The sequence below is a fragment of the Acidicapsa acidisoli genome, assembly GCF_025685625.1.
Lineage (GTDB): Bacteria > Acidobacteriota > Terriglobia > Terriglobales > Acidobacteriaceae > Acidicapsa > Acidicapsa acidisoli.
The window spans coordinates 1,375,229-1,393,107 of sequence record NZ_JAGSYI010000001.1 but is presented as its reverse complement, the minus strand read 5'-3'; the positions used below and the strand labels follow the sequence as shown (position 1 = coordinate 1,393,107).

Below are 17,879 nucleotides of genomic sequence, written 5' to 3'. Positions count from 1 at the left end.
AGGCTCATAAGATTGGACCTTGGTGATCTTGATTCAAATGAGTTGTGGTTCACCCGCCCAACCCGGGTCTAAGCGTATCAAATTCCCGCTTTAGAACTTATTCCGAATCTTTGCGGAGCTTAGCGCCATTCTCTCCCCGGTCCCTGAGCGAAATGCGGCTATAATCCGGAGTCAAACAGGTTAAATTCTATGCATCGATGGATCGTGGCCGGCGCGATGATGCTTGGTTGCAGCGCGGCTCTTGGGGCAAGTGCTCCCGGCGCCGTCGATAGCCTGCGCGCTATTCACGAACTTAGCAAGGCGGAAGCTGCGCGGGCTCTCCCGGTTGAATTTGAAGCTACTGTCACTTATTACAACAAGAGCGATGTGGACTTGTTTGTGCAGGATGCCGGGCTTGGCATCTATGTGCAGGCGACCCAGAATGCCGATCTTGCTCTTGGGGATCGCGTGCTGGTGCGCGGGCACACCAGGGGCAGCTTCCGTACGGATATCGTTGGCGACAGCATAACGGTTCTTCACCACGGCACGTTGCCGAAGTCGCAGGAAGCTGATTTCGACCGGATGATCAGCGGGCAACTCGACGCGACGCGGGTTACTTTTCACGCGATGGTGCGCAGTGCGGATATGGTGGTCGACGAGGGCCGGTATAACCTCTACATGCATCTGCTGATGGATGGCGGGCATGTGGACGCGACGGTGGTTGCCGTCAATGCCGTACAGCTGAAGAAACTGCTGGATTCGGAAGTCGAAGTGACGGGTGTTGTTGCGGGGAAGTTCGACAGCAAGGATCAACTTACGGGAATCCTGCTGCAGATTCCGTCGCTGGACGGCGTGAAGATATTGAAGGAAGCCGGCATAACCCCTGAGTCGCTGCCGATTACGCCCATGGACCAGATACTGAGCGGCTATCATGTGCGCGATTTGACGCGACGGATCAGGGTGCGAGGAACGATCACGTATTTTGAGCCGGGATCGGCGATTGTGTTGCAGAGCGGGACAAAGAGCCTCTGGATCAATACGCAATCCGAGATGAGCCACCATATCGGCGCGCTGGCGGATGTGACTGGATTTCCGAATGCGGGTGGCGGCTCTTTGACGATGTCGCTGGGGCAGATATGGGACAGCGAAGTACAGGCGCCGATCACGCCGCAGCCTGTGACGGAGTCTGAACTGGCTGCGGGGACGCATGAATTCGAGCTGGTTTCGGCTGAGGGAGAGGTGCTGACCTCGGTGCGCCAGGCTGCCCAGGATGAATACGTCCTGGTTTCGAACGGTCATGTATTCTCGGCTGTCTATCATCACCTCGACGCTGCGGATGGGTTTCAGCTTGCCCCGATGAAGCAGATTCCGGTCGGCTCGCGAGTGCGCGTGACGGGCATCAGCATGGTGACGTATGGCTCGAATCCTTTTCAGGGTCCAGTGTCGTTTCGCCTGCTGATGCGCTCCTTCGACGATATTGTTGTGGTCGGCAATCCCTCCTGGCTGAGTGTTCGCAACCTGGTGCGGCTGGTGAGCGTGCTGGTGCTCGTGGTGCTGACGATCGCCGTGCGGCAGTGGATTCTGGAGCGCAAGATACACCGCCAGACGGTCGCGCTGGCGAACCGGATTGAGGCCAAAGCGGCGCTTGAGCGGCGCATGGCTCAACTCGAACAACGGCGCAGCCGCATCCTTGAAGACATCAACGGATCGCGTCCGCTGGCGGAAATTATCGAGCATATTGCGGGGCTGGTGAGCTTTACGCTCGGCGATTGTCCCTGCTGGTGCGAGATTGCAGCCGGGGCCACGCTTGGCACAACGACCGGGATTCAAGGCGGCCGAATCCTGCACCATGAGATCGTCTCGCACAATGGGCAGGTGGTGGGGCGAATCTATGTCGCGCCAGGCGACAACAGCGCGAGCGGCGGCGAGGAAGGGGAAGCGCTCACGGTCGGCGCTAGGCTTGCTGCGCTGGCGATTGAGACACGGCGAATCTATTCGGATCTCGTCTATCGCTCGGAGTTCGACCAGCTCACGCAGGTCCACAACCGGTTCTCGCTCGACAAGCAATTGGAGCGCTGCATTGCGGAGGCGCGCGAGAAGGCTGGTATCTTTGGGCTGATCTACGTCGACCTGGATAAGTTCAAGCTGGTGAACGACCACTACGGCCATCGCGTTGGAGACTTATATCTGCAGGAGGTTGCGCGGCGGATGGCCGGGCAGCTTCGAACGATCGATGTGCTGGCCCGGCTGGGTGGCGATGAATTTGCCGCATTGATTCCAGCGGTGCGCGACAGCTCGGATGTCAAGGACGTCGCGATGCGGCTGGAGCGCTGTTTCGATGAACCGTTTGCAGTGGAGGGATATGTTCTGCGTGGCTCGGCAAGTATCGGCATGGCGACCTATCCCGAGGACGGCACAACGAAAGACAGTTTATTGACGGCGGCGGATGCCGATATGTACGTCGGCAAGCAGACAAGGCATGAGAGCTGAGACCTGGCTGTATCGCTTCGAAAAAGATTATCGATTCGATCTGAACGCGAAAGTCTGCTTCTGCGACGAAGGCCTCGTGATCGTTTTCGAGACCACGCACTGCACTCGACGGGCTGATTCGTAGCCTGATTCCCAGGTCGATCCTCTGCTCAACTCAAGGCTACTCTTTCCCTCCCGGAGCCTTCTTCTCCGCAGGAGGACTCTGCGGCCGGGCCGCAGGATGGGGAGCAGCCTGCGCGTGTGTAGGACTCGCAGAATGTGGTGCACTCTCCGGTCGAGCAGCTGGCCGTGGCGCAGCCTCTTGACGAGCCGCCGGCTCCGAATGATCCGGATGACTCACCGGCTTCGAAGGAGCGACCTTGCTTTCATGTGAGGGAGGGGGAGCAGGCTTCTCCTCCGCCTTTGCCGCATGAGAGTGAGTTGCAGCTTCCTTGTTCTCCATCGGTTTAGCCTCGCTCGCATGAGTTGAACGAGCCGCGCGCGCTGTTTGACTCGCTTCACTCGCTTGACTCGGAGCTTCCCTGCTCTCCGCAGGCTTAGCCTCATGCGGGCGGGGCGCAGCAGCCTTACTCTCGGATTCCTTTGTGTCATGTGTCTCACGCGAGCGAGCCGCAGCGGCCTTACTCGCCTCCGCCTTACCCTCACTCGAACGGGTCGCTGTAGCGTTGTGATCTGCTTCCTTAGCCACACTCGAATGACTCGCCGGCGCCGTACGAGTCACCCGCGTTGCTTGACTCGCCGCCTCCTTGCCTTCCGCTGGCTTCGCCTCATGCGAGCGAGCCTCAGTCGCCTTACTCTCGGCAGGCCTTGCCTCATGTGAACGAGCCGCAGTTTCCTTCCCCGCGACCGGCTTGGTCTCGTGCGAACGAGCCGCAGCGGTCTTACTCTCAGTCTCCCTGGTCCCACTCTCTTTAGTCCCACTCGAACGAGTCGCAGCTTCCTTACCCGCAGCAGGCGTCGCCCCATGCCAACGAGCCGCGCCGCTCGCAGCCACTACGCCCTTGCCGGCAAGCTCTCCAGGCCTCGAAGTTGCGGCGATCGGCGGCCTGCCATGGTTCACAGACGCCAGCAATTCGTGGTTCCCTCTCGCGGCCTGCTGATGCGAAGTTTGAGCAGCCGTCATCCGGGCATGAGCCTCATGCCTGGCAGCCTCCTGAGCAGTCGTCGGTCGAGCAGCCGTTCCGCCTCTTCCACCATTGAAGCTTGCGTGGATTCCTGCCCTGCCACCGCTCACCGCCCTTGAATAAACATGGTGGAAGCCCGCCCCGCTCACGCGATTTACCGAGGTGTTGTAGTAGAAGCCTCCGTTTCGCCAATAGCCGCCCTCATACCCAAAGCCGCCATAGCCGAAGCCGTAGTCGATCCCGCCGTAGAAGCCTACAGTCGTGCCCCAATACCCTTCATTCCAAAGATAGACGCCGCCAGACCAACCCCAATACCCAGGAGTCCACAGCACGCCGACCGCAGGCGGTTCAACCCACGTGCCAGGCACCCAGTAGTAGCCATCTTCGCCATAGGCCCAGTATCCAGGCGTCCACAGATAGCCCTCCTGCGGACAAATTGGCTGCGAGTACGCCACCAGTTCAGGCGGAGCAATCGTAATTGAAACCGCGACCTGCGCGGAGGAAACAACTGGTATCACCAGTACTAAAAGAGAGAGCAACAACAAACGGGTCGTACGCATGTTGAACCACCTTGCCAGAATTCTTCCTCATTGCCAGCTTGGTTCCGCGCAGCTCGAAGCCGCGTAAAACCAGGGCCAACGAGTTCTGGCAACGATGCCTCCTCTGCATCACAATTGTCTGAGCACTAAGACTCAGAACTCGTAATTCCGCCGGGCAGCCCTGTTCTCTATCGACCAGAAAGCGCCAAAACTGAGCAAAACAGGGCAAAAACAAGGCTCGGGTTCATGGCTCTATAATCACCTTTGTTTTCATCTCGAACTCCGCGAACGTCCCGCTATCAATACGAAAACCTTGCCTCTAGAAAACAGGAGATCTATCTATGTCCGTCATGAGTCGCCGCCAGTTTGGAAAAACCATGGCCGTTTCCGCAGCCGCTGGACTTGCGGGAACCGCTTTGCCACATCTTGCACTCAGCCAGCCACATGCAAGCCGGTTGGAATTTTCCAAGGGCTTCCTCTGGGGATGTGCGACGGCCTCTTACCAGATCGAAGGCGCAGCCACGGAAGACGGTCGCGGCCCATCCGTCTGGGACACCTTCTCGCACACTCCCGGCAAGACCTACAACGGCGAAACGGGCGATGTCGCCGACGATTCGTATCACCGCTACAAAGAAGATGTAGCTCTGCTCCACGATCTCGGCGTCAGCACTTACCGCATGTCCATCTCCTGGTCGCGCATCTTTCCGGAGGGCAAAGGCAAGCCGAATCCCAAAGGCCTCGATTACTACCAGCGCGTAGTCGATGAACTACTCGCCCATAACATCACGCCGTATATAACTCTCTTTCACTGGGATCTTCCGCAGGCTCTCCCTGGAGGCTGGCAGTCCCGCGACACATCCTACGCTTTCGCCGACTACGCGGCATACATCGGCAAACATCTCTCCGATCGCGTACACCACTTCATGACCACCAACGAATTCACCTGCTTCACCGACCTCGGCTACCGCGAAGGCCGCTTCGCGCCTGGACTAAAGCTCGCAGCCGGGCCTGCAAATCAGGTAAGGCACCATGGAATCCTCGCGCATGGATTAGGCGTGCAGGCGCTCAGAGCCAACACTCCATCCGGCACTCAGATCGGCCTCGCGGAAAACGCAACCGTCTTTGTGCCTGTCATCGAAACCGAGGAACACCTCAAAGCAGCTCAGCGCGCCACGCGGATTGGCAACGCGCCATTTCTGACAACACTGATGGAGGGCCAGTACCCAGCCGAGTATCTCGCGCATGAAGGCGCCAACGCCCCCAAATTTGAAGCCGCAGATATGAAAGCAATCGGAAGCCCGCTCGATTTTGTCGGACTGAACGTCTACACCCCGACCTATGTGCGCGCCGATGATTCCCCGATGGGCTTTGCCGTCGAACATGCCCCTTCGTCCTATCCCCACATGGCTTCGCCCTGGCTTACCATTGGTCCGGAGTGCATCTATTGGGGAGTGCGCAACGTATGCGACCTGTGGAAGCCTAAAGGAATTTACATCACCGAAAACGGCACCTCCTCCGATGACGTGCTGACACCGTCCGGCCACGTCGAAGATACCGACCGGGTCATGTATCTGCGCAACCACCTCACCCATCTGCATCGCGCCGTCTCCGAGGACTACCCGGTGAAGGGATACTTCCTCTGGAGCCTGCTGGATAACTTCGAGTGGGCCGATGGATATAGCAAGCGATTTGGACTTCACTACGTCGACTTCAAGACGCAGAAGCGCACTCCAAAACTAAGCGCGCGATGGTATCGAGAAGTAATCGCAAACAACGCAGTCGAGTAAGCCTGGGTTGTAACCTCACCAAGCCCTAGTCTTTTCCACCCCAATCACAAATGAGGGTGCCCCATCCTTCACGCGTTTTGTGCGTGAAGGGTGGGATACCAATCAGCCCGCCCGACGCCGCGCAACATAGAACCCCACCGCAATCAAGTTACTAAGCAGCACCGTCCCGAGTATCTTCCCCGCATAAGCCATCGGGTTCACCACGTCCACAAACGGATATGCCGAAATCAGAAACGCATACAGCGCCGCGCAGAAACCCATGCCCGCAACCCATTTCAACCACCCCGGCAAAGCATCGCGCAGCGCGGCGGCACCAACAATCGGTATCGCAAACATCGCCATGTACGTCAGCTCATAATGCGTCATACTCGCATTCGAAAGCACCTGGAAAGCTTCCTGCGCATGAACGCCAACACTCCCCAGCACAATCAGCAACAGCACCAGCCCTGAAGTACACCAAATCGAATTCACAGGCATCCTCGTCCTAGCATCCAACCGCGTAAACCACTCCGGCAATAGCCGGTCCCACCCCACCGTCATCGGCAGCCTCGTCACGCCGGTCAACAGATAACTCGCCGCACCCAGCAGCCTCAGTTGCAGCATAAGAATCGCCGCCATCGCCACCACATTCGCAACACCTGAGTTACCCAGCGCTATCCGCAGCGTCTGCGGAATCGGCGCAATAAAGTCAATATGGCCAGGCTTCACAAATGCTTCAACCGAACTTGTCCCCAGAATGAACATCAGGCAGATAATCGGCGAAGCAATCCATATCGAGCGCGCGATGCTCCTCGCCGGCTGCCTGCTCTCTCCGGCAAAGATCGCAATATACTCAAGCCCCGACAGCGCCCCCACCAGCATCTGCCCAAACAGTGCCATCGATCGCAGATTCATCGGCGGCATCACCGCCGCAAACTCCATTCCCCGCGTAATCCTGTGCTGCCAAAGCCCCCAAACCGGCAACAGGATCAGCCCCAGAAACACCGTCATCATCGCCATGCCGCCGATGTTATGAATCCACTTGCCCAGTTCCAAGCCGCGCACAGCCGCAAGCGTCAGCAACGCGACGATCACAGCCACAATCGCCAACGACGCTGCATGGTTCTCCGGCAGCCACGCCGCCGCCGGACCAATCAGATAGGAAAGCTCCGTAGGTATCGCATAAAGAATCGAAGCCGTAACCGCAACCCCATACACCCATAAATTCCACGCCGTAAGAAATCCCCCAAGATCCCCGAAAGCGCGGTGCGCCCACACATACAGCCCACCCTCCAGCGGCATCACCCGGTTCAGCACCACCACCACCGCAGCCATGGGAAAGTAGAACAGGATCATCGCCGCAACCCATGTCACCGCCTGCGCGCGCCCCAGCCCAGCCGCGACGCCCACCCACATGCTGCCCACAACACAAAGCACCTGCGCCAGCACCAGGTCCCGCAACCCCAGTTGACGCCGCAACCGATGTTGTTCCGTAGCTTCCGAAGGAGAAATCTCCGCAGCAGTATCAGCCATCGTGCGCAAATCATCGCACAGAACCAGCGAAACCCCGCGCGAAAATGCGAAGACCGCAATCTCCCCCGCTGCAACCGAAGCGGGTGCGTGTACCATTCTCCGTAAACCGGATGATGAATCCCAACGGAGAATCATGCGAACCCTTCCGCACCGAGAACCGTTCAAGGCCCAACTCACGCTCCTGATCGTTTCGCTTGTCCTATCTCAGACCATTGTTTCTTTGTCATCACAAGCCGAAGAACGCGCCCACGGCCGCTCCATGGTCGTCACCCAATACGGCATCGTGGCCACCAGCTACGTCCAGGCATCGCAGGCCGGCGCGCGCATCCTCGAGCGCGGCGGCTCCGCCATCGACGCAGGCATCGCAGCCAACGCCGTCCTCAGCGTCGCCGAGCCCATGATGAACGGCATCGGCGGCGACCTCTTCGCCATCTACTGGGACGCCAAAACCAACAAGCTCTACGGCCTCAACGCCAGCGGATGGGCCCCCAAAGCGCTGACCATCGACCACCTCCGCAGCAAGGGCATCACCGCCATGCCGCAATACGGCATCGACTCCGTCACCATCCCCGGAGCAGTCGACGGATGGACCAAACTCCACGACCGCTTCGGCAAACTCCCCTGGAGCGACCTCTTTCAACCCGCTATCTACTACGCACAAAACGGTGTCGCCATCCCCGAAGCCATTAGCGTTTACTGGGCCGCCACAACCGAGGCTCTCAGAACCAACCCCGAAAGCCAACGCATCTATCTCCCCAACGACAAAGCCCCGGAAATCGGCCAGGTCTTCCGCAACCCGGAGTTAGCCAAAACTCTCACCACCCTCGCCACCGAAGGCGAATCCGCCTTCTACAAAGGCTCCATCGCACAAGCCATTCTCAAAACCTCCCATGACCTCGGCGGCACGATGACTGCCGAAGACCTCAGCCAATACTCCGCCGAGTGGGTCGAGCCCGTCTCCACCACATATCGCGACTGGAAGGTCTACGAACTCCCGCCCAACGGCGACGGCATCGCCGCCCTCGAAATGCTCAATATCATGGAGCAGTCCCAGCCCGCGCCAGCAGGCCCAATCAGCACCGCAGAACTCCACACCCGCATCGAAGCCATGAAGCTCGCCTACGCCGACGTCAAAGCCTACGACGGCGACCCGAAGTTCAGCACCATCCCCGTTCCCGAGCTGCTATCCAAGAAGTTCGCAGCCAAACGCGCCGCCCTCATCAATCCCGACAAAGCCAACTGCGACGCAACCCCCGGCGCACTCACCGGCAGCGACACCACCTACCTGTCGGTCGTCGACAAGGAAGGCAACATCCTCTCGCTCATCCAGAGCAACTATCAGGCCTTCGGCTCCAGTGTCACCGTCCAAGGCGCGGGATTCGTCCTGCAAGACCGCGGCGGCCTCTTCTCTCTCGACCCCAAATCCCCCAACGCCCTCGCCGGCCACAAACGCCCATTCCACACCATCATTCCCGGCTTCATGGAGCACGGCGACCAACACATCGGCTTCGGAATCATGGGCGGCCTCAACCAACCGCTGGCCCACGCCCAGTTCGTCAGCAACGTCGTCGATTACCACCTGAACATCCAGGCCGCGATGGAAGAAGCCCGCTTCACCGTCAACAGCAAGCTAGGCTGCAACATAGTCATCGAATCCCGAGTCAAACCCGAAGCCCTCGATCAGCTAACCAAGATGGGCCACATCCTCGAAGTCCACAAGGAATACAGCACCACCATGGGCCGTGGCCAGGCCGTACTAACAAACACCACCACCGGCATCCACTACGGCGCATCAGACCCAAGAGCCGACGGCTCCGCCGAACCCGAATCTCCTGACTTCTTCGGCGCACCGCCTAAATGACACAAGTCCCTGGCCAAGTCGGCGTGCACTGCCATCCGCTACCATAACAACATCCCATGTATTCTCTTTTTGTCCTGCTCTTCCGCAAATCCTACTGGCTTATGCTTTTCCGCAAAGCCACTTGGTACGAGGCATGGCTCAGTCTCAAGCGCGTCCACAAAGACCGTCGCGCACGCAAGCACCTACTTCTGTTCCTCTTTCAATTGCTGATACCGTTCCTCTGCGCGGCCTGGCTCGCCTGGGCCATCGGCACCGGTTTCGTCCTCGTTGTACCCATCATCTTTTTCATCCTTTGGTGGCGAAACCGTCTCACCACCAAGGAGGAGTCCGTCTCACTCAGCATCAAAGCCCCACCGCCGCCGCTTCACCACGAACTCTCCCCGGAAGACCGGCGTAAACTCCGCAGCTATTTCGTCGAATTAACCATGCTCTACGCCGTTATGACCGATCGCGCCGGCAGCGAAGCATTCCTCAAAGACAAAGTACTTCCCGAAGGCGTCGAGGTCGTCTCCCGCCGCATCCATCTCGATCTCCTCAAATCGCTCGGCCTTTGGGACAAAATGTCCTCTGGCGACCGGCAAGCCATGATGATGCCCGACGGACACTGGGAGTGGCCTCTCATCAATCACACCTATCTCGCATTGGAACCATTGCGGCTGCTCCGCTGGATTCTGCGCATTGATTTCTATCTGCCGGCAATAGGCCAGCAACTGCGCATAGACGCCAAACTAGCCAACGAACTGGTGCGAGCGCCGAACAAGGCCTCTGAAGGCGACGGCCTCATCTCGCAGCACCAGCTTGAAATCGGCAGAGACGCCGCTCGCCAGTACCTCGTCCGATGCATCGCGGAAGAAATCACGCGCGGCTACCGTCAGGTCGGTGAAAACGAAGATACGCAATGGGCCACCAACTACACCGCGGCCCTCAGCGGCAAGCAACACGAAGACCTCGTCCTCGGCGGCAAACTCGTCTCCGAAGCAACCAAAGAAGAGTTGGGTTGGGCTGTCACACTCTCCCGTTCCCGCGTGAACTTCCTGAACTGGACTCTCGAAACAATGAACAACCCCGTCATCCCGGAACTAGCAGCCGAAGTGCAACAATAACTCAAGCGATAAGTCGAACATTGTTGCGCGAGAGCCGAGGCCTCACTTCACGCGCGCCACCACAAACCCAAACGGCTCCAACTCAATCTTCCCCAGCGAAACCGTCTCCGCCTTCAGCCCCATCTTTCCCAGCGGCGAGCGATACAAAACATCCGCCTCCCTGCCGGCAGATTTCACCGCAATCGTCCGCGCCGCCGCGCTCATATTCAGCGCCACCAGCAGCGTCTCATCCCCGCTCTTCCGCAGATAAGCAAACACATGCTCGTCACTCTCATTCACCGCCTCATAAGCCCCATCGCGCAACGCCGGTTCCGACTTACGCAGCGCCAGCAATCGCTTGTAAGTCGAATAGATCGAATCCGGGTTCTGCGACTCCACCTGCACGTTATAAGTCGCAGCGCTGGGCGGCACCGGCAGCCACGGCTTACCCGTCGTAAAACCCGCATGAACACTCGCATCCCACTGCATCGGCGTCCGCTCGCCATCGCGCCCTTTTTCCTTCGGCCATCCCAGCTTCCCAATCGGATCATGCACATCCTCAATCCGCGCCGGATCCGTCGTCCGCATTCCAATCTCTTCCCCGTAATACATCTGCGGAGTACCCCGCGTAGTAAGCAGCAGAGCTGCCATCAGCTTGGCGATCTGATCGTTGTGCACCCCATCGCCGTAACGATCCCACTGCCGCCGCTGATCATGATTGCTGAAGAAATACTCAGGCTGCCCCTTCGCCGTATTCGCCTCAACCTCATCAAACAGCTTGCGAAACTTCACCGCCGATAACTCATTCACATCCGCAATCTGAAAATCCATCGGCAACTGCACTTCATCATTCTTCCCATCCACTCCATACATCTTCGTCAGCTCGCCGATATTCGGCTCATCCGCCTCCGTCACCAGCACCGGATCGCCCGGGAATGCATCCACCACCTTGCGCACCTCGCGCAGCACATCATGCACCTCCGGCAAATCATCCGTGTACTTATGCTGGATATTCCGATCGCCATAAGCGTTATAACCCGGCATGTAAGGATCATCCCGCATCTCCGGGTCCTCAAACAGCCGCGAAACCGCATCGATCCGGAAGCCCGCAACCCCATGCTTCATCCAGAACTCAAGCACCCCATACATCGCCTTGCGAACCTCAGGATTCTTCCAGTTCAGATCCGGCTGCTGCACATAAAAGTAGTGATAGTAATACTGCTTCGTCGTCTCGTCCCACGTCCAAGCCGAGTGCCCAAACCACGACTGCCAGTTATTCGGCGGCCCTAACTTTCCATCCTCGCCAATCTTCCCATCCCGCCACACGTACCAGTCCCGCTTGGGATTATCCCGCGAAGACCGAGACTCCTTGAACCACGCATTCTGATCCGAAGTATGGTTGATCACGTAGTCCATAATCACGCGAATCCCGCGCGCCTTCGCTTCAGCCACCATATGATCGAAATCCGCCATCGTCCCATACTCCGGATCGATCGCCGTATAGTCCGAGATGTCATACCCATAATCCACGCCCGGCGAAGGATACATCGGAGTGATCCAGATAGCATCGATCCCTAAGTCCTTCAGATAATCCAGCCGCGAAGTGATCCCGTTGATATCTCCGATCCCATCCCCATTCGAATCCTGAAAGCTCCGCGGATAAATCTCATACAACACCGCATGACGCCACCAGCTATCTCCGCCGCCCGCGCCGGCGCCGGCTGGCACCACGATCGCCGCGGCGCCCGGGCCTTCCCCCGTAGCCGCTTTCACCATTTGCGCATTCAATCCAACCATCGTCATCATCCCCAGCAGCAAACCGCAACGAAGCTCTACCGCACCGAGCATAACGATAACCTCAATCGCAGAAGTATAGTACCCGCGCCCCGCTCGCTAGCAATCCCGGCAGGAATATATCGCGCGCGGACGCGCTCTACAGCAAAAGGTTATCGCGTTGAAAGGTCATTTCTTCGTCGCCCACAAATGACAATCTTCTTGCTTCCCAGTGACAACGCCCCATTTCCGTGTCGCTATGTTCAGGATCGGAGCAGCCATCGACAAAAGCTCGTTCCGGAATTGCCTTCAGCCATGAATGCAATTTCTTAGTTGAGGAGAAAATCACAATGCAGGATTCATCTAACGCCACAAAGCGTTCAGTCAATCGCCGCTCGTTGTTGAAGGGCGGCTTGCTGGCAGGGGGCGCAGCCACATTGGGCGCCGGACTCTTGAGTAAAGCCACCCCCGTCTTCGCCGAGAGCAGCGGCAGCCTCTCCAAAGGAGACATCGCGATCCTTCAATTCCTCGCCGCCGCCGAAACCATTGAATCCGACCTCTGGCAGCAATACAACGAGCTGGGCGGCATCGGCGATAACCAGCCCGTCGAAATTGACAACAGCCAAACAATGAACCCCTACCAGAACGCCCTCTCGCAGCTGGACGGCGATGGTCCGCAATACATCGCCAGCAACACCCTCGACGAAATCAGCCACAAAAACTTCCTCAACGCCTATCTGGTCTCGAAAGGCGCCGACCCTGTCGAGCTTGAAAAGTTCCAGATCCTGCCGGGATCGCAGGCATTCTCAGCTGGCGCGTCCGGCGAACCCCGCCTCACCAACCTCTTGCACCTCAACGTCGACACCAGTTGGTTCACCCGCTATCGCAGCCAGTCCAACCCCGATCTTGGCGGAGGTCCTTATCCCCAGGCCGTCAACATCACGAACCGCAGGGCCATCCCCCTCAACGATTCGGATTTGAATAATCCCAATCTCATTCAGGTCATCGCCAACACCGCAGCCTTCCACTTCGGATTCATCGAGCAGGGCGGCTCAAGCCTCTACGCCACCCTGTCTCAGAAAGTTTCAAGCGCCGAGGTTCTCGAGATCACCCTCGGCATCGGCGGAGACGAGATCGCTCACTTCCTTGAATGGGTTGATTTCGCGGGCAACGCCTGCCAGCCTCCCGTCGCGCCTGTCACGTCCGAAGGTCTGACCTTTCCGAATCTCTTCGCTGACAACCGAGGCCCGCTTGTCCAGCCAAGCCTGATCTTCCCTATTCCCGCCGAGTTCATCAACGCCAGCCTGCCTCTGTGCGCAACCATCCGTCCAATCACCGCCAAAAACTCCGGCGCGGTAGCGGCCATCGCAAGCCTTACAGCCGACGGGCTCTTCCAGGGTCAATCGAAGGAGTTCCTGAGCCTTCTCAACCGCTACGCCGAAGCGGCCGATAGCGCCGTCCGCACCATCTGAACCAAATCGGCAAACTTCAACTCCCAACATAGCCCTTCCTTTCTTCGAACCAGACCAAATCAACCACTCCGGCCCCATCTGTCCGATCTCTGCTCCCTGCGAACTTGCAGCCGGAGCCAGATATCGGGCAGTTCGGGGCCGGTCTTTTTTTCTTGACCAAATCTCCCGCAAATAAACGCCACCAAACCTCTCCTTCCCGCATCCAAGGCCGCAGGAGAAATCAAACCAATGAAACCAGTGACGAAATGGATGGCCCTCCCTATCCTGGCAACAGGCTTGCTTCTCGTCTCCACCCACACCGCGCTCGCACAGGACACCAGCGGAAGCTCCGATGTCAAAGACGCCACCACTAAAGGCGCGAAAGACGTAGCTAAAGGCACAAAAACCGCCGCAGACAAGACCGCCGATACGACAAAGACCGTTGCCGATAAGACTGCGACCGGAACAAAGACCGTCGCCTCCAAAACGGCAAAAGGCACGAAAACAGTAGCCAAAGACACCGTTCACGGCACAAAGACAGTCGCCGGCAAGACTGCCTCAGGCACCAAGAAGGTATTCCACGGAACCTCCAGCAGCACCGGCAAAGCCGACGACAAGGTAGACGATAAGGCCGCAACCAAGCCGCCAAGCCAATAACCTCCACGTATGTCTTTGCACTTGCTTTTCTGTCTGTCATTCCCGTAGGGAATCTGCTGTTACCTTGTCGGCTGCTGCACTTGCATTTCTTGTCTTTGCACTTGCTTTTCTTGTCTGTCATTCCCGCAGGGAATCTGCTTCTGGCCTTTCGGGCACGCTCGAGATCAGGAGCGTGGGGAACAAATCCTCCCACGTAGGATTCCTGCGCTCGATAAGCTCAATTTTCTGCTCCCGCGTCCAATGCTTGAGTTGCTTCTCGCGTGCAATGGCGCTGCGCACGTAGCGAAAGTATTCGAAATATACAAGACGATGGATCGCGTACCGACCAGTGTGGGTCCCTAAAACACCTTCGCGATGGATCGCGGTCCGTCGTTTCAGATTGTTAGTCACGCCGATATAGAGATTTCGAGAACGGCTGCAAAGAATGTAGACCCAGAAATGGTATTCACGGGGCGGCATGAAGATCAGTCTAATAGACTTTTGTTTTTGTCCTTCTGTCTGGGGAATCTGCTTCTGCCTTTGCTCTTGTCGTTGCCTTTCTGTCCATCATTCCCGTAGGGAATCTGCTGTTCGCCTCGTGCGCAACACGAACTCGCTACCCCTCACACAACTGATCCATCAGCGTGTCAAAATCCTCCAGCCGCGCGTACTCGATAATCACCCGCCCACGCCCGTTCCTGTCCTCGATCTTCACCCGTAACCCAAGCGCCCGCTGCAGTTTCTCCTGCGCCTCGCGCACATTCGGATCAACCGGCTTCGCCTCCTGCACAGCCTTCTTTGCAGCCCGTCCTTCCTCCAATCCCGGAAACAAAAGGTTCTGCACCATCGTCTCCGATTGGCGAACAGAAAGCGAAAGTGATAGTATCTTGGAGGCCGCCCGCTCGACATCGTCCGCGTGCTCCAGCGCCAGCAAAACCTTCGCGTGGCTGAAGCTCAGAACACCCGTCGACACCTTTTGCTGAACAGATTCCGGCAGCCGCAGCATGCGCAGAAAATTCCCCACCGTGGCGCGATCCTTGCCAGTCCTGTGCGCCATCTGCTCCTGCGTCATCCCAAACTCACGCCCAAGCCGTTCATAAGCCTTCGCCTGCTCAATCGGATTCAGATCCGCGCGCTGCAGGTTTTCGACGATGGTAATCTCCATCGCCTGCTCATCTGAAACCTGCCGTAAGATTGCGGGGATAGTCTTCTTCCCAGCCTTCTGCGAAGCGATCCACCGCCGCTCGCCGGCAATTAACTGGAAGCGTCCATTCGCCAACGGTCTCACCAGGATCGGCTGCACCACCCCGTTTGCCGAAATCGATTCCGCCAGCTCCGCGATCAGCGTTTCGTCAAAGTTAGTGCGCGTCTGAAAGGGGTTCCGGTCAATCTCCCCAACAGGAATCTCCATCGGCTTGCCAGCTTCGCTATCCGGCAACTTCGGCGTTTCCACCTGCGCAGCCACCCGAGGCAGCAGCGAGTCCAGCCCCTTGCCCAACGCCCGTCTCTTATCCATCTGTCCACTTGTCATAAAACTCGTCCTTGCTCTGCAAAAATCTCAAATTGTTCCACGTGGAACAATTTGCGTGGAATTACCCTCAGTCCCGTTACACTAGGGTTCCGGCAGAAGTGTCGCCCAAACCCAAATTGTTCCACGTGGAACAATTTGGGATCCCGTCAGGCGTAAGGCCAGAACCGAACCGTTTTCCCCGTCTTGCCGGAAGTTTGCGCCTCTTCCATAGCCGCTTTTCGCGCTTCCGCCTTGGGATTTGGGATCTTATTCCGCTCCATATACTCCGCCGCCAGCTCGAAATACGCCTCCGTCCCACGCGATCGGGCATCGTAAAGCGCCACGGGTTTGCCATGACTCGGAGCTTCAGCAAGACGAATGTTGCGCGGAATCACAGTGCGAAATAGTCTGTCTTTGAAGAATTCACGGAGGGTTTCCGTAACCTGCTGCGCCAGATTCGTCCGGTCGTCATACATGGTCAGCAACACGCCTTCAATCGTCAATCTGGGATTGAACGCCCCTCGCACCCGCTCAAGCGTCGAAACCAGCTCCGAAATCCCCTCAAGCGCGAAATACTCCGCCTGCATGGGCACGATCAAGCTGTCCGCCGCAGCCAGCGAATTCAACGTCAAAAGATCGAGCGCCGGCGGGCAATCCAGCACCACCAGGTCGTAGTCCTTTTGGACAGCTTCGAGCGCCTTGCGCAATCGCAAGGCACGATCTTCCGCGTTCGCAAGTTCGATGTTAGCGCCGGTTAGATTCTTGCTGCCAGGCAGGAGCGTCAGGTTCGCAATCTCTGTCGGCAGAAGGACTTGCGCGGCGGTTGCGTCGCCTGTCAGCACATCATAGATAGAGTTGCGATTGTCGTCGCGCTGAACGCCGAGGCCGGAGGAAGCATTCGCCTGCGGATCGCAATCGACTAGCAGGATCTTCAAACCATCCAAAGCGAGGCATGCTGAAAGGTTGATTGCGGTGGTGGTTTTGCCCACTCCGCCCTTTTGGTTCACAATTCCGAGAATCTTGCCCATGGCAATTCAGACTATCTTGTAGCGCCCAGGAACGAAAAGCTCGCCAGCCTGTGCAGAACCGGGAAATCTGTGGAGAACTTAGACAGCCAGACTGCAGCCGCGCCTGCAAATGGAAGATATCAGGCAAGTTGCAGGTACAGAGTGTGGCATTACCTCCAACCTTCCAGCCTGTGGATTGCGGTGGAAAACCCAGCTTCAATCCGCGCTCATGTTGCTCTCAAACAGAAATGTTCCACGTGGAACATTTCTGTTTGAGCTTCGCGAAGTCGGAGCCAAAACTGACCTGGGTCAGGATTGTTCCACGTGGAACATTTTGGGAGACGCTGCCTTGGCAAATTGTTCCACGTGGAACAATTGTCGGCGAGTGGAGAGTTCTGGACGGTGAGATGTCGAGATTATGGGGTGAATGGGTTAATTCCCCAGTTGGCCGAGGAGGAGAACCCGGTTGGTGTTTTGAGGAAGCGGCTGGAGCGGATACCAGTGGGGCAGAGCGCATTGTTCCGCGGCTGACTGGATCATGGCGGCATCTTCGGTGGTGGTCATGATGGCCAGATAGCCGTTGGGCTTGAGGAGACGGATGGCGGCGGGGATGGCCTGCGCCATATTGTCTACGGCGCGGAGGGTGATGCAGTCATAGATAGTTTTGAGGGTTTCGGCGCGGCCGGAGTGAACTTGGGTTTTCAGGTTCAGGGTGCGAACGGCTTCGCGGAGGAAAGCTGCCTTTTTGTTCTGCGATTCGGCGAGGGTTACGGATATTTCTTTGCGCATCAGGGCTATGGGGATTCCGGGAAAGCCGGCTCCGGAACCAAAATCCAATAGGGAAACTATGTCTTTTGGTAATTTACTGGCGCAGAGGATGGATTCAAGGAAGTGGCGGCTGAGGATGCCTTCTTCGTCGCGGATGGCGGTGAGGTTGGTTTTCGCGTTCCATTTCAGCAGGAGGGCGAGATAGGCCGCAAATTTGCCGGTCGTCCCCGGGTCGAGAGGAGCGTGGCCGGATTCGGTGAGGAGTTGGTTGAGGCGGATGGCGACCATAGGAGGATTGTAGTTCGCGTTTGTGATGGGCATCGAGCCCATCCGAAACGCAGGAAAATGTGGCAGCGCCGC

The 17,879-nt window shown here is 57.8% G+C and carries 14 protein-coding genes; 6 read left to right on the top strand and 8 right to left on the bottom strand.

Annotation, left to right across the window (positions count from 1 at the left end; genetic code table 11):
- Window positions 1-189: 189 nt before the first annotated feature.
- Window positions 190-2,469 carry a diguanylate cyclase domain-containing protein gene (locus OHL23_RS05525; RefSeq protein WP_263350770.1) on the top strand — a complete coding sequence of 760 codons (2,280 nt, stop codon included), beginning with the start codon at window positions 190-192 and terminating at the stop codon, window positions 2,467-2,469.
- 160 nt (window positions 2,470-2,629) lie between these two features.
- Here OHL23_RS05525 and OHL23_RS05520 read toward each other — a convergent pair whose 3' ends face one another.
- On the bottom strand, window positions 2,630-4,153 hold the full coding sequence (locus OHL23_RS05520) for a hypothetical protein (protein WP_263350769.1): 1,524 nt from the start codon (window positions 4,151-4,153) through the stop codon (window positions 2,630-2,632).
- A gap of 320 nt (window positions 4,154-4,473) precedes the next feature.
- Between OHL23_RS05520 and OHL23_RS05515 the strand changes: the two genes are divergently transcribed.
- A complete protein-coding gene (locus OHL23_RS05515) occupies window positions 4,474-5,919 on the top strand; it encodes a GH1 family beta-glucosidase (protein WP_263350768.1) in 1,446 nt (481 codons plus the stop codon).
- Between the two features lie 102 nt (window positions 5,920-6,021).
- Here OHL23_RS05515 and OHL23_RS05510 read toward each other — a convergent pair whose 3' ends face one another.
- Window positions 6,022-7,527, bottom strand: coding sequence for an APC family permease (locus OHL23_RS05510; RefSeq protein ID WP_263350767.1), 1,506 nt, complete (start codon window positions 7,525-7,527; stop codon window positions 6,022-6,024).
- 37 nt (window positions 7,528-7,564) lie between these two features.
- Between OHL23_RS05510 and ggt the strand changes: the two genes are divergently transcribed.
- Both ggt and OHL23_RS05500 read left to right on the top strand, forming a co-directional pair.
- Window positions 7,565-9,292 carry a gamma-glutamyltransferase gene (ggt, locus tag OHL23_RS05505; RefSeq protein ID WP_263350766.1) on the top strand — a complete coding sequence of 576 codons (1,728 nt, stop codon included), beginning with the start codon at window positions 7,565-7,567 and terminating at the stop codon, window positions 9,290-9,292.
- Window positions 9,293-9,348: 56 nt separating this feature from the next.
- The gene (locus OHL23_RS05500) at window positions 9,349-10,395 is read left to right on the top strand and encodes a hypothetical protein (RefSeq protein WP_263350765.1); all 1,047 of its coding nucleotides are present in this window, start codon (window positions 9,349-9,351) and stop codon (window positions 10,393-10,395) included.
- A gap of 42 nt (window positions 10,396-10,437) precedes the next feature.
- Here OHL23_RS05500 and OHL23_RS05495 read toward each other — a convergent pair whose 3' ends face one another.
- Both OHL23_RS05495 and OHL23_RS05490 read right to left on the bottom strand, forming a co-directional pair.
- Window positions 10,438-12,222 carry an alpha-glucosidase gene (locus tag OHL23_RS05495; protein WP_263350764.1) on the bottom strand — a complete coding sequence of 595 codons (1,785 nt, stop codon included), beginning with the start codon at window positions 12,220-12,222 and terminating at the stop codon, window positions 10,438-10,440.
- 85 nt (window positions 12,223-12,307) lie between these two features.
- A complete protein-coding gene (locus tag OHL23_RS05490; protein WP_263350763.1) occupies window positions 12,308-12,613 on the bottom strand; it encodes a hypothetical protein in 306 nt (101 codons plus the stop codon).
- Here OHL23_RS05490 and OHL23_RS05485 point away from each other — a divergent pair.
- Together OHL23_RS05485 and OHL23_RS05480 are read left to right on the top strand one after the other, a co-directional pair.
- On the top strand, window positions 12,600-13,619 hold the full coding sequence (locus OHL23_RS05485; RefSeq protein WP_263350762.1) for a hypothetical protein: 1,020 nt from the start codon (window positions 12,600-12,602) through the stop codon (window positions 13,617-13,619). The two genes, OHL23_RS05490 and OHL23_RS05485, sit on opposite strands and share 14 nt — an antisense overlap.
- Window positions 13,620-13,847: 228 nt before the next feature.
- Window positions 13,848-14,255, top strand: coding sequence for a hypothetical protein (locus OHL23_RS05480; RefSeq protein WP_263350761.1), 408 nt, complete (start codon window positions 13,848-13,850; stop codon window positions 14,253-14,255).
- A 117-nt stretch (window positions 14,256-14,372) separates the two neighbouring features.
- Here the strand turns inward: OHL23_RS05480 and OHL23_RS05475 are convergent, their stop codons facing one another.
- From OHL23_RS05475 to rsmG, 4 genes are all read right to left on the bottom strand, one after another.
- Complete coding sequence (locus OHL23_RS05475) at window positions 14,373-14,714, bottom strand: GIY-YIG nuclease family protein (protein ID WP_263350760.1); 342 nt, start codon at window positions 14,712-14,714, stop codon at window positions 14,373-14,375.
- A gap of 136 nt (window positions 14,715-14,850) precedes the next feature.
- Window positions 14,851-15,765, bottom strand: a complete 915-nt coding sequence (locus OHL23_RS05470; RefSeq protein WP_263350759.1) for a ParB/RepB/Spo0J family partition protein — start codon at window positions 15,763-15,765, stop codon at window positions 14,851-14,853.
- Window positions 15,766-15,911: 146 nt separating this feature from the next.
- Window positions 15,912-16,772, bottom strand: a complete 861-nt coding sequence (locus OHL23_RS05465) for a ParA family protein (RefSeq protein ID WP_263350758.1) — start codon at window positions 16,770-16,772, stop codon at window positions 15,912-15,914.
- Window positions 16,773-17,183: 411 nt separating this feature from the next.
- Entirely contained in the window at window positions 17,184-17,840 is a 657-nt protein-coding gene (gene rsmG / locus OHL23_RS05460) for a 16S rRNA (guanine(527)-N(7))-methyltransferase RsmG (protein ID WP_263350757.1), read from the bottom strand.
- Window positions 17,841-17,879 lie beyond the last annotated feature (39 nt).

What these genes read in the sequence shown, in the direction of transcription:
- OHL23_RS05500 (WP_263350765.1), top strand. Translation starts at nt 9,349, where the DNA reads ATGTATTCTCTTTTTGTCCTGCTCTTCCGCAAATCCTACTGGCTTATG.
- rsmG (WP_263350757.1), bottom strand. Translation starts at nt 17,840, where the DNA reads ATGCCCATCACAAACGCGAACTACAATCCTCCTATGGTCGCCATCCGC.
- OHL23_RS05465 (WP_263350758.1), bottom strand. Translation starts at nt 16,772, where the DNA reads ATGGGCAAGATTCTCGGAATTGTGAACCAAAAGGGCGGAGTGGGCAAA.
- OHL23_RS05510 (WP_263350767.1), bottom strand. Translation starts at nt 7,527, where the DNA reads ATGGTACACGCACCCGCTTCGGTTGCAGCGGGGGAGATTGCGGTCTTC.
- OHL23_RS05475 (WP_263350760.1), bottom strand. Translation starts at nt 14,714, where the DNA reads ATGCCGCCCCGTGAATACCATTTCTGGGTCTACATTCTTTGCAGCCGT.
- OHL23_RS05480 (WP_263350761.1), top strand. Translation starts at nt 13,848, where the DNA reads ATGAAACCAGTGACGAAATGGATGGCCCTCCCTATCCTGGCAACAGGC.
- ggt (WP_263350766.1), top strand. Translation starts at nt 7,565, where the DNA reads ATGCGAACCCTTCCGCACCGAGAACCGTTCAAGGCCCAACTCACGCTC.
- OHL23_RS05520 (WP_263350769.1), bottom strand. Translation starts at nt 4,153, where the DNA reads ATGCGTACGACCCGTTTGTTGTTGCTCTCTCTTTTAGTACTGGTGATA.
- OHL23_RS05525 (WP_263350770.1), top strand. Translation starts at nt 190, where the DNA reads ATGCATCGATGGATCGTGGCCGGCGCGATGATGCTTGGTTGCAGCGCG.
- OHL23_RS05470 (WP_263350759.1), bottom strand. Translation starts at nt 15,765, where the DNA reads ATGACAAGTGGACAGATGGATAAGAGACGGGCGTTGGGCAAGGGGCTG.
- OHL23_RS05515 (WP_263350768.1), top strand. Translation starts at nt 4,474, where the DNA reads ATGTCCGTCATGAGTCGCCGCCAGTTTGGAAAAACCATGGCCGTTTCC.
- OHL23_RS05495 (WP_263350764.1), bottom strand. Translation starts at nt 12,222, where the DNA reads ATGCTCGGTGCGGTAGAGCTTCGTTGCGGTTTGCTGCTGGGGATGATG.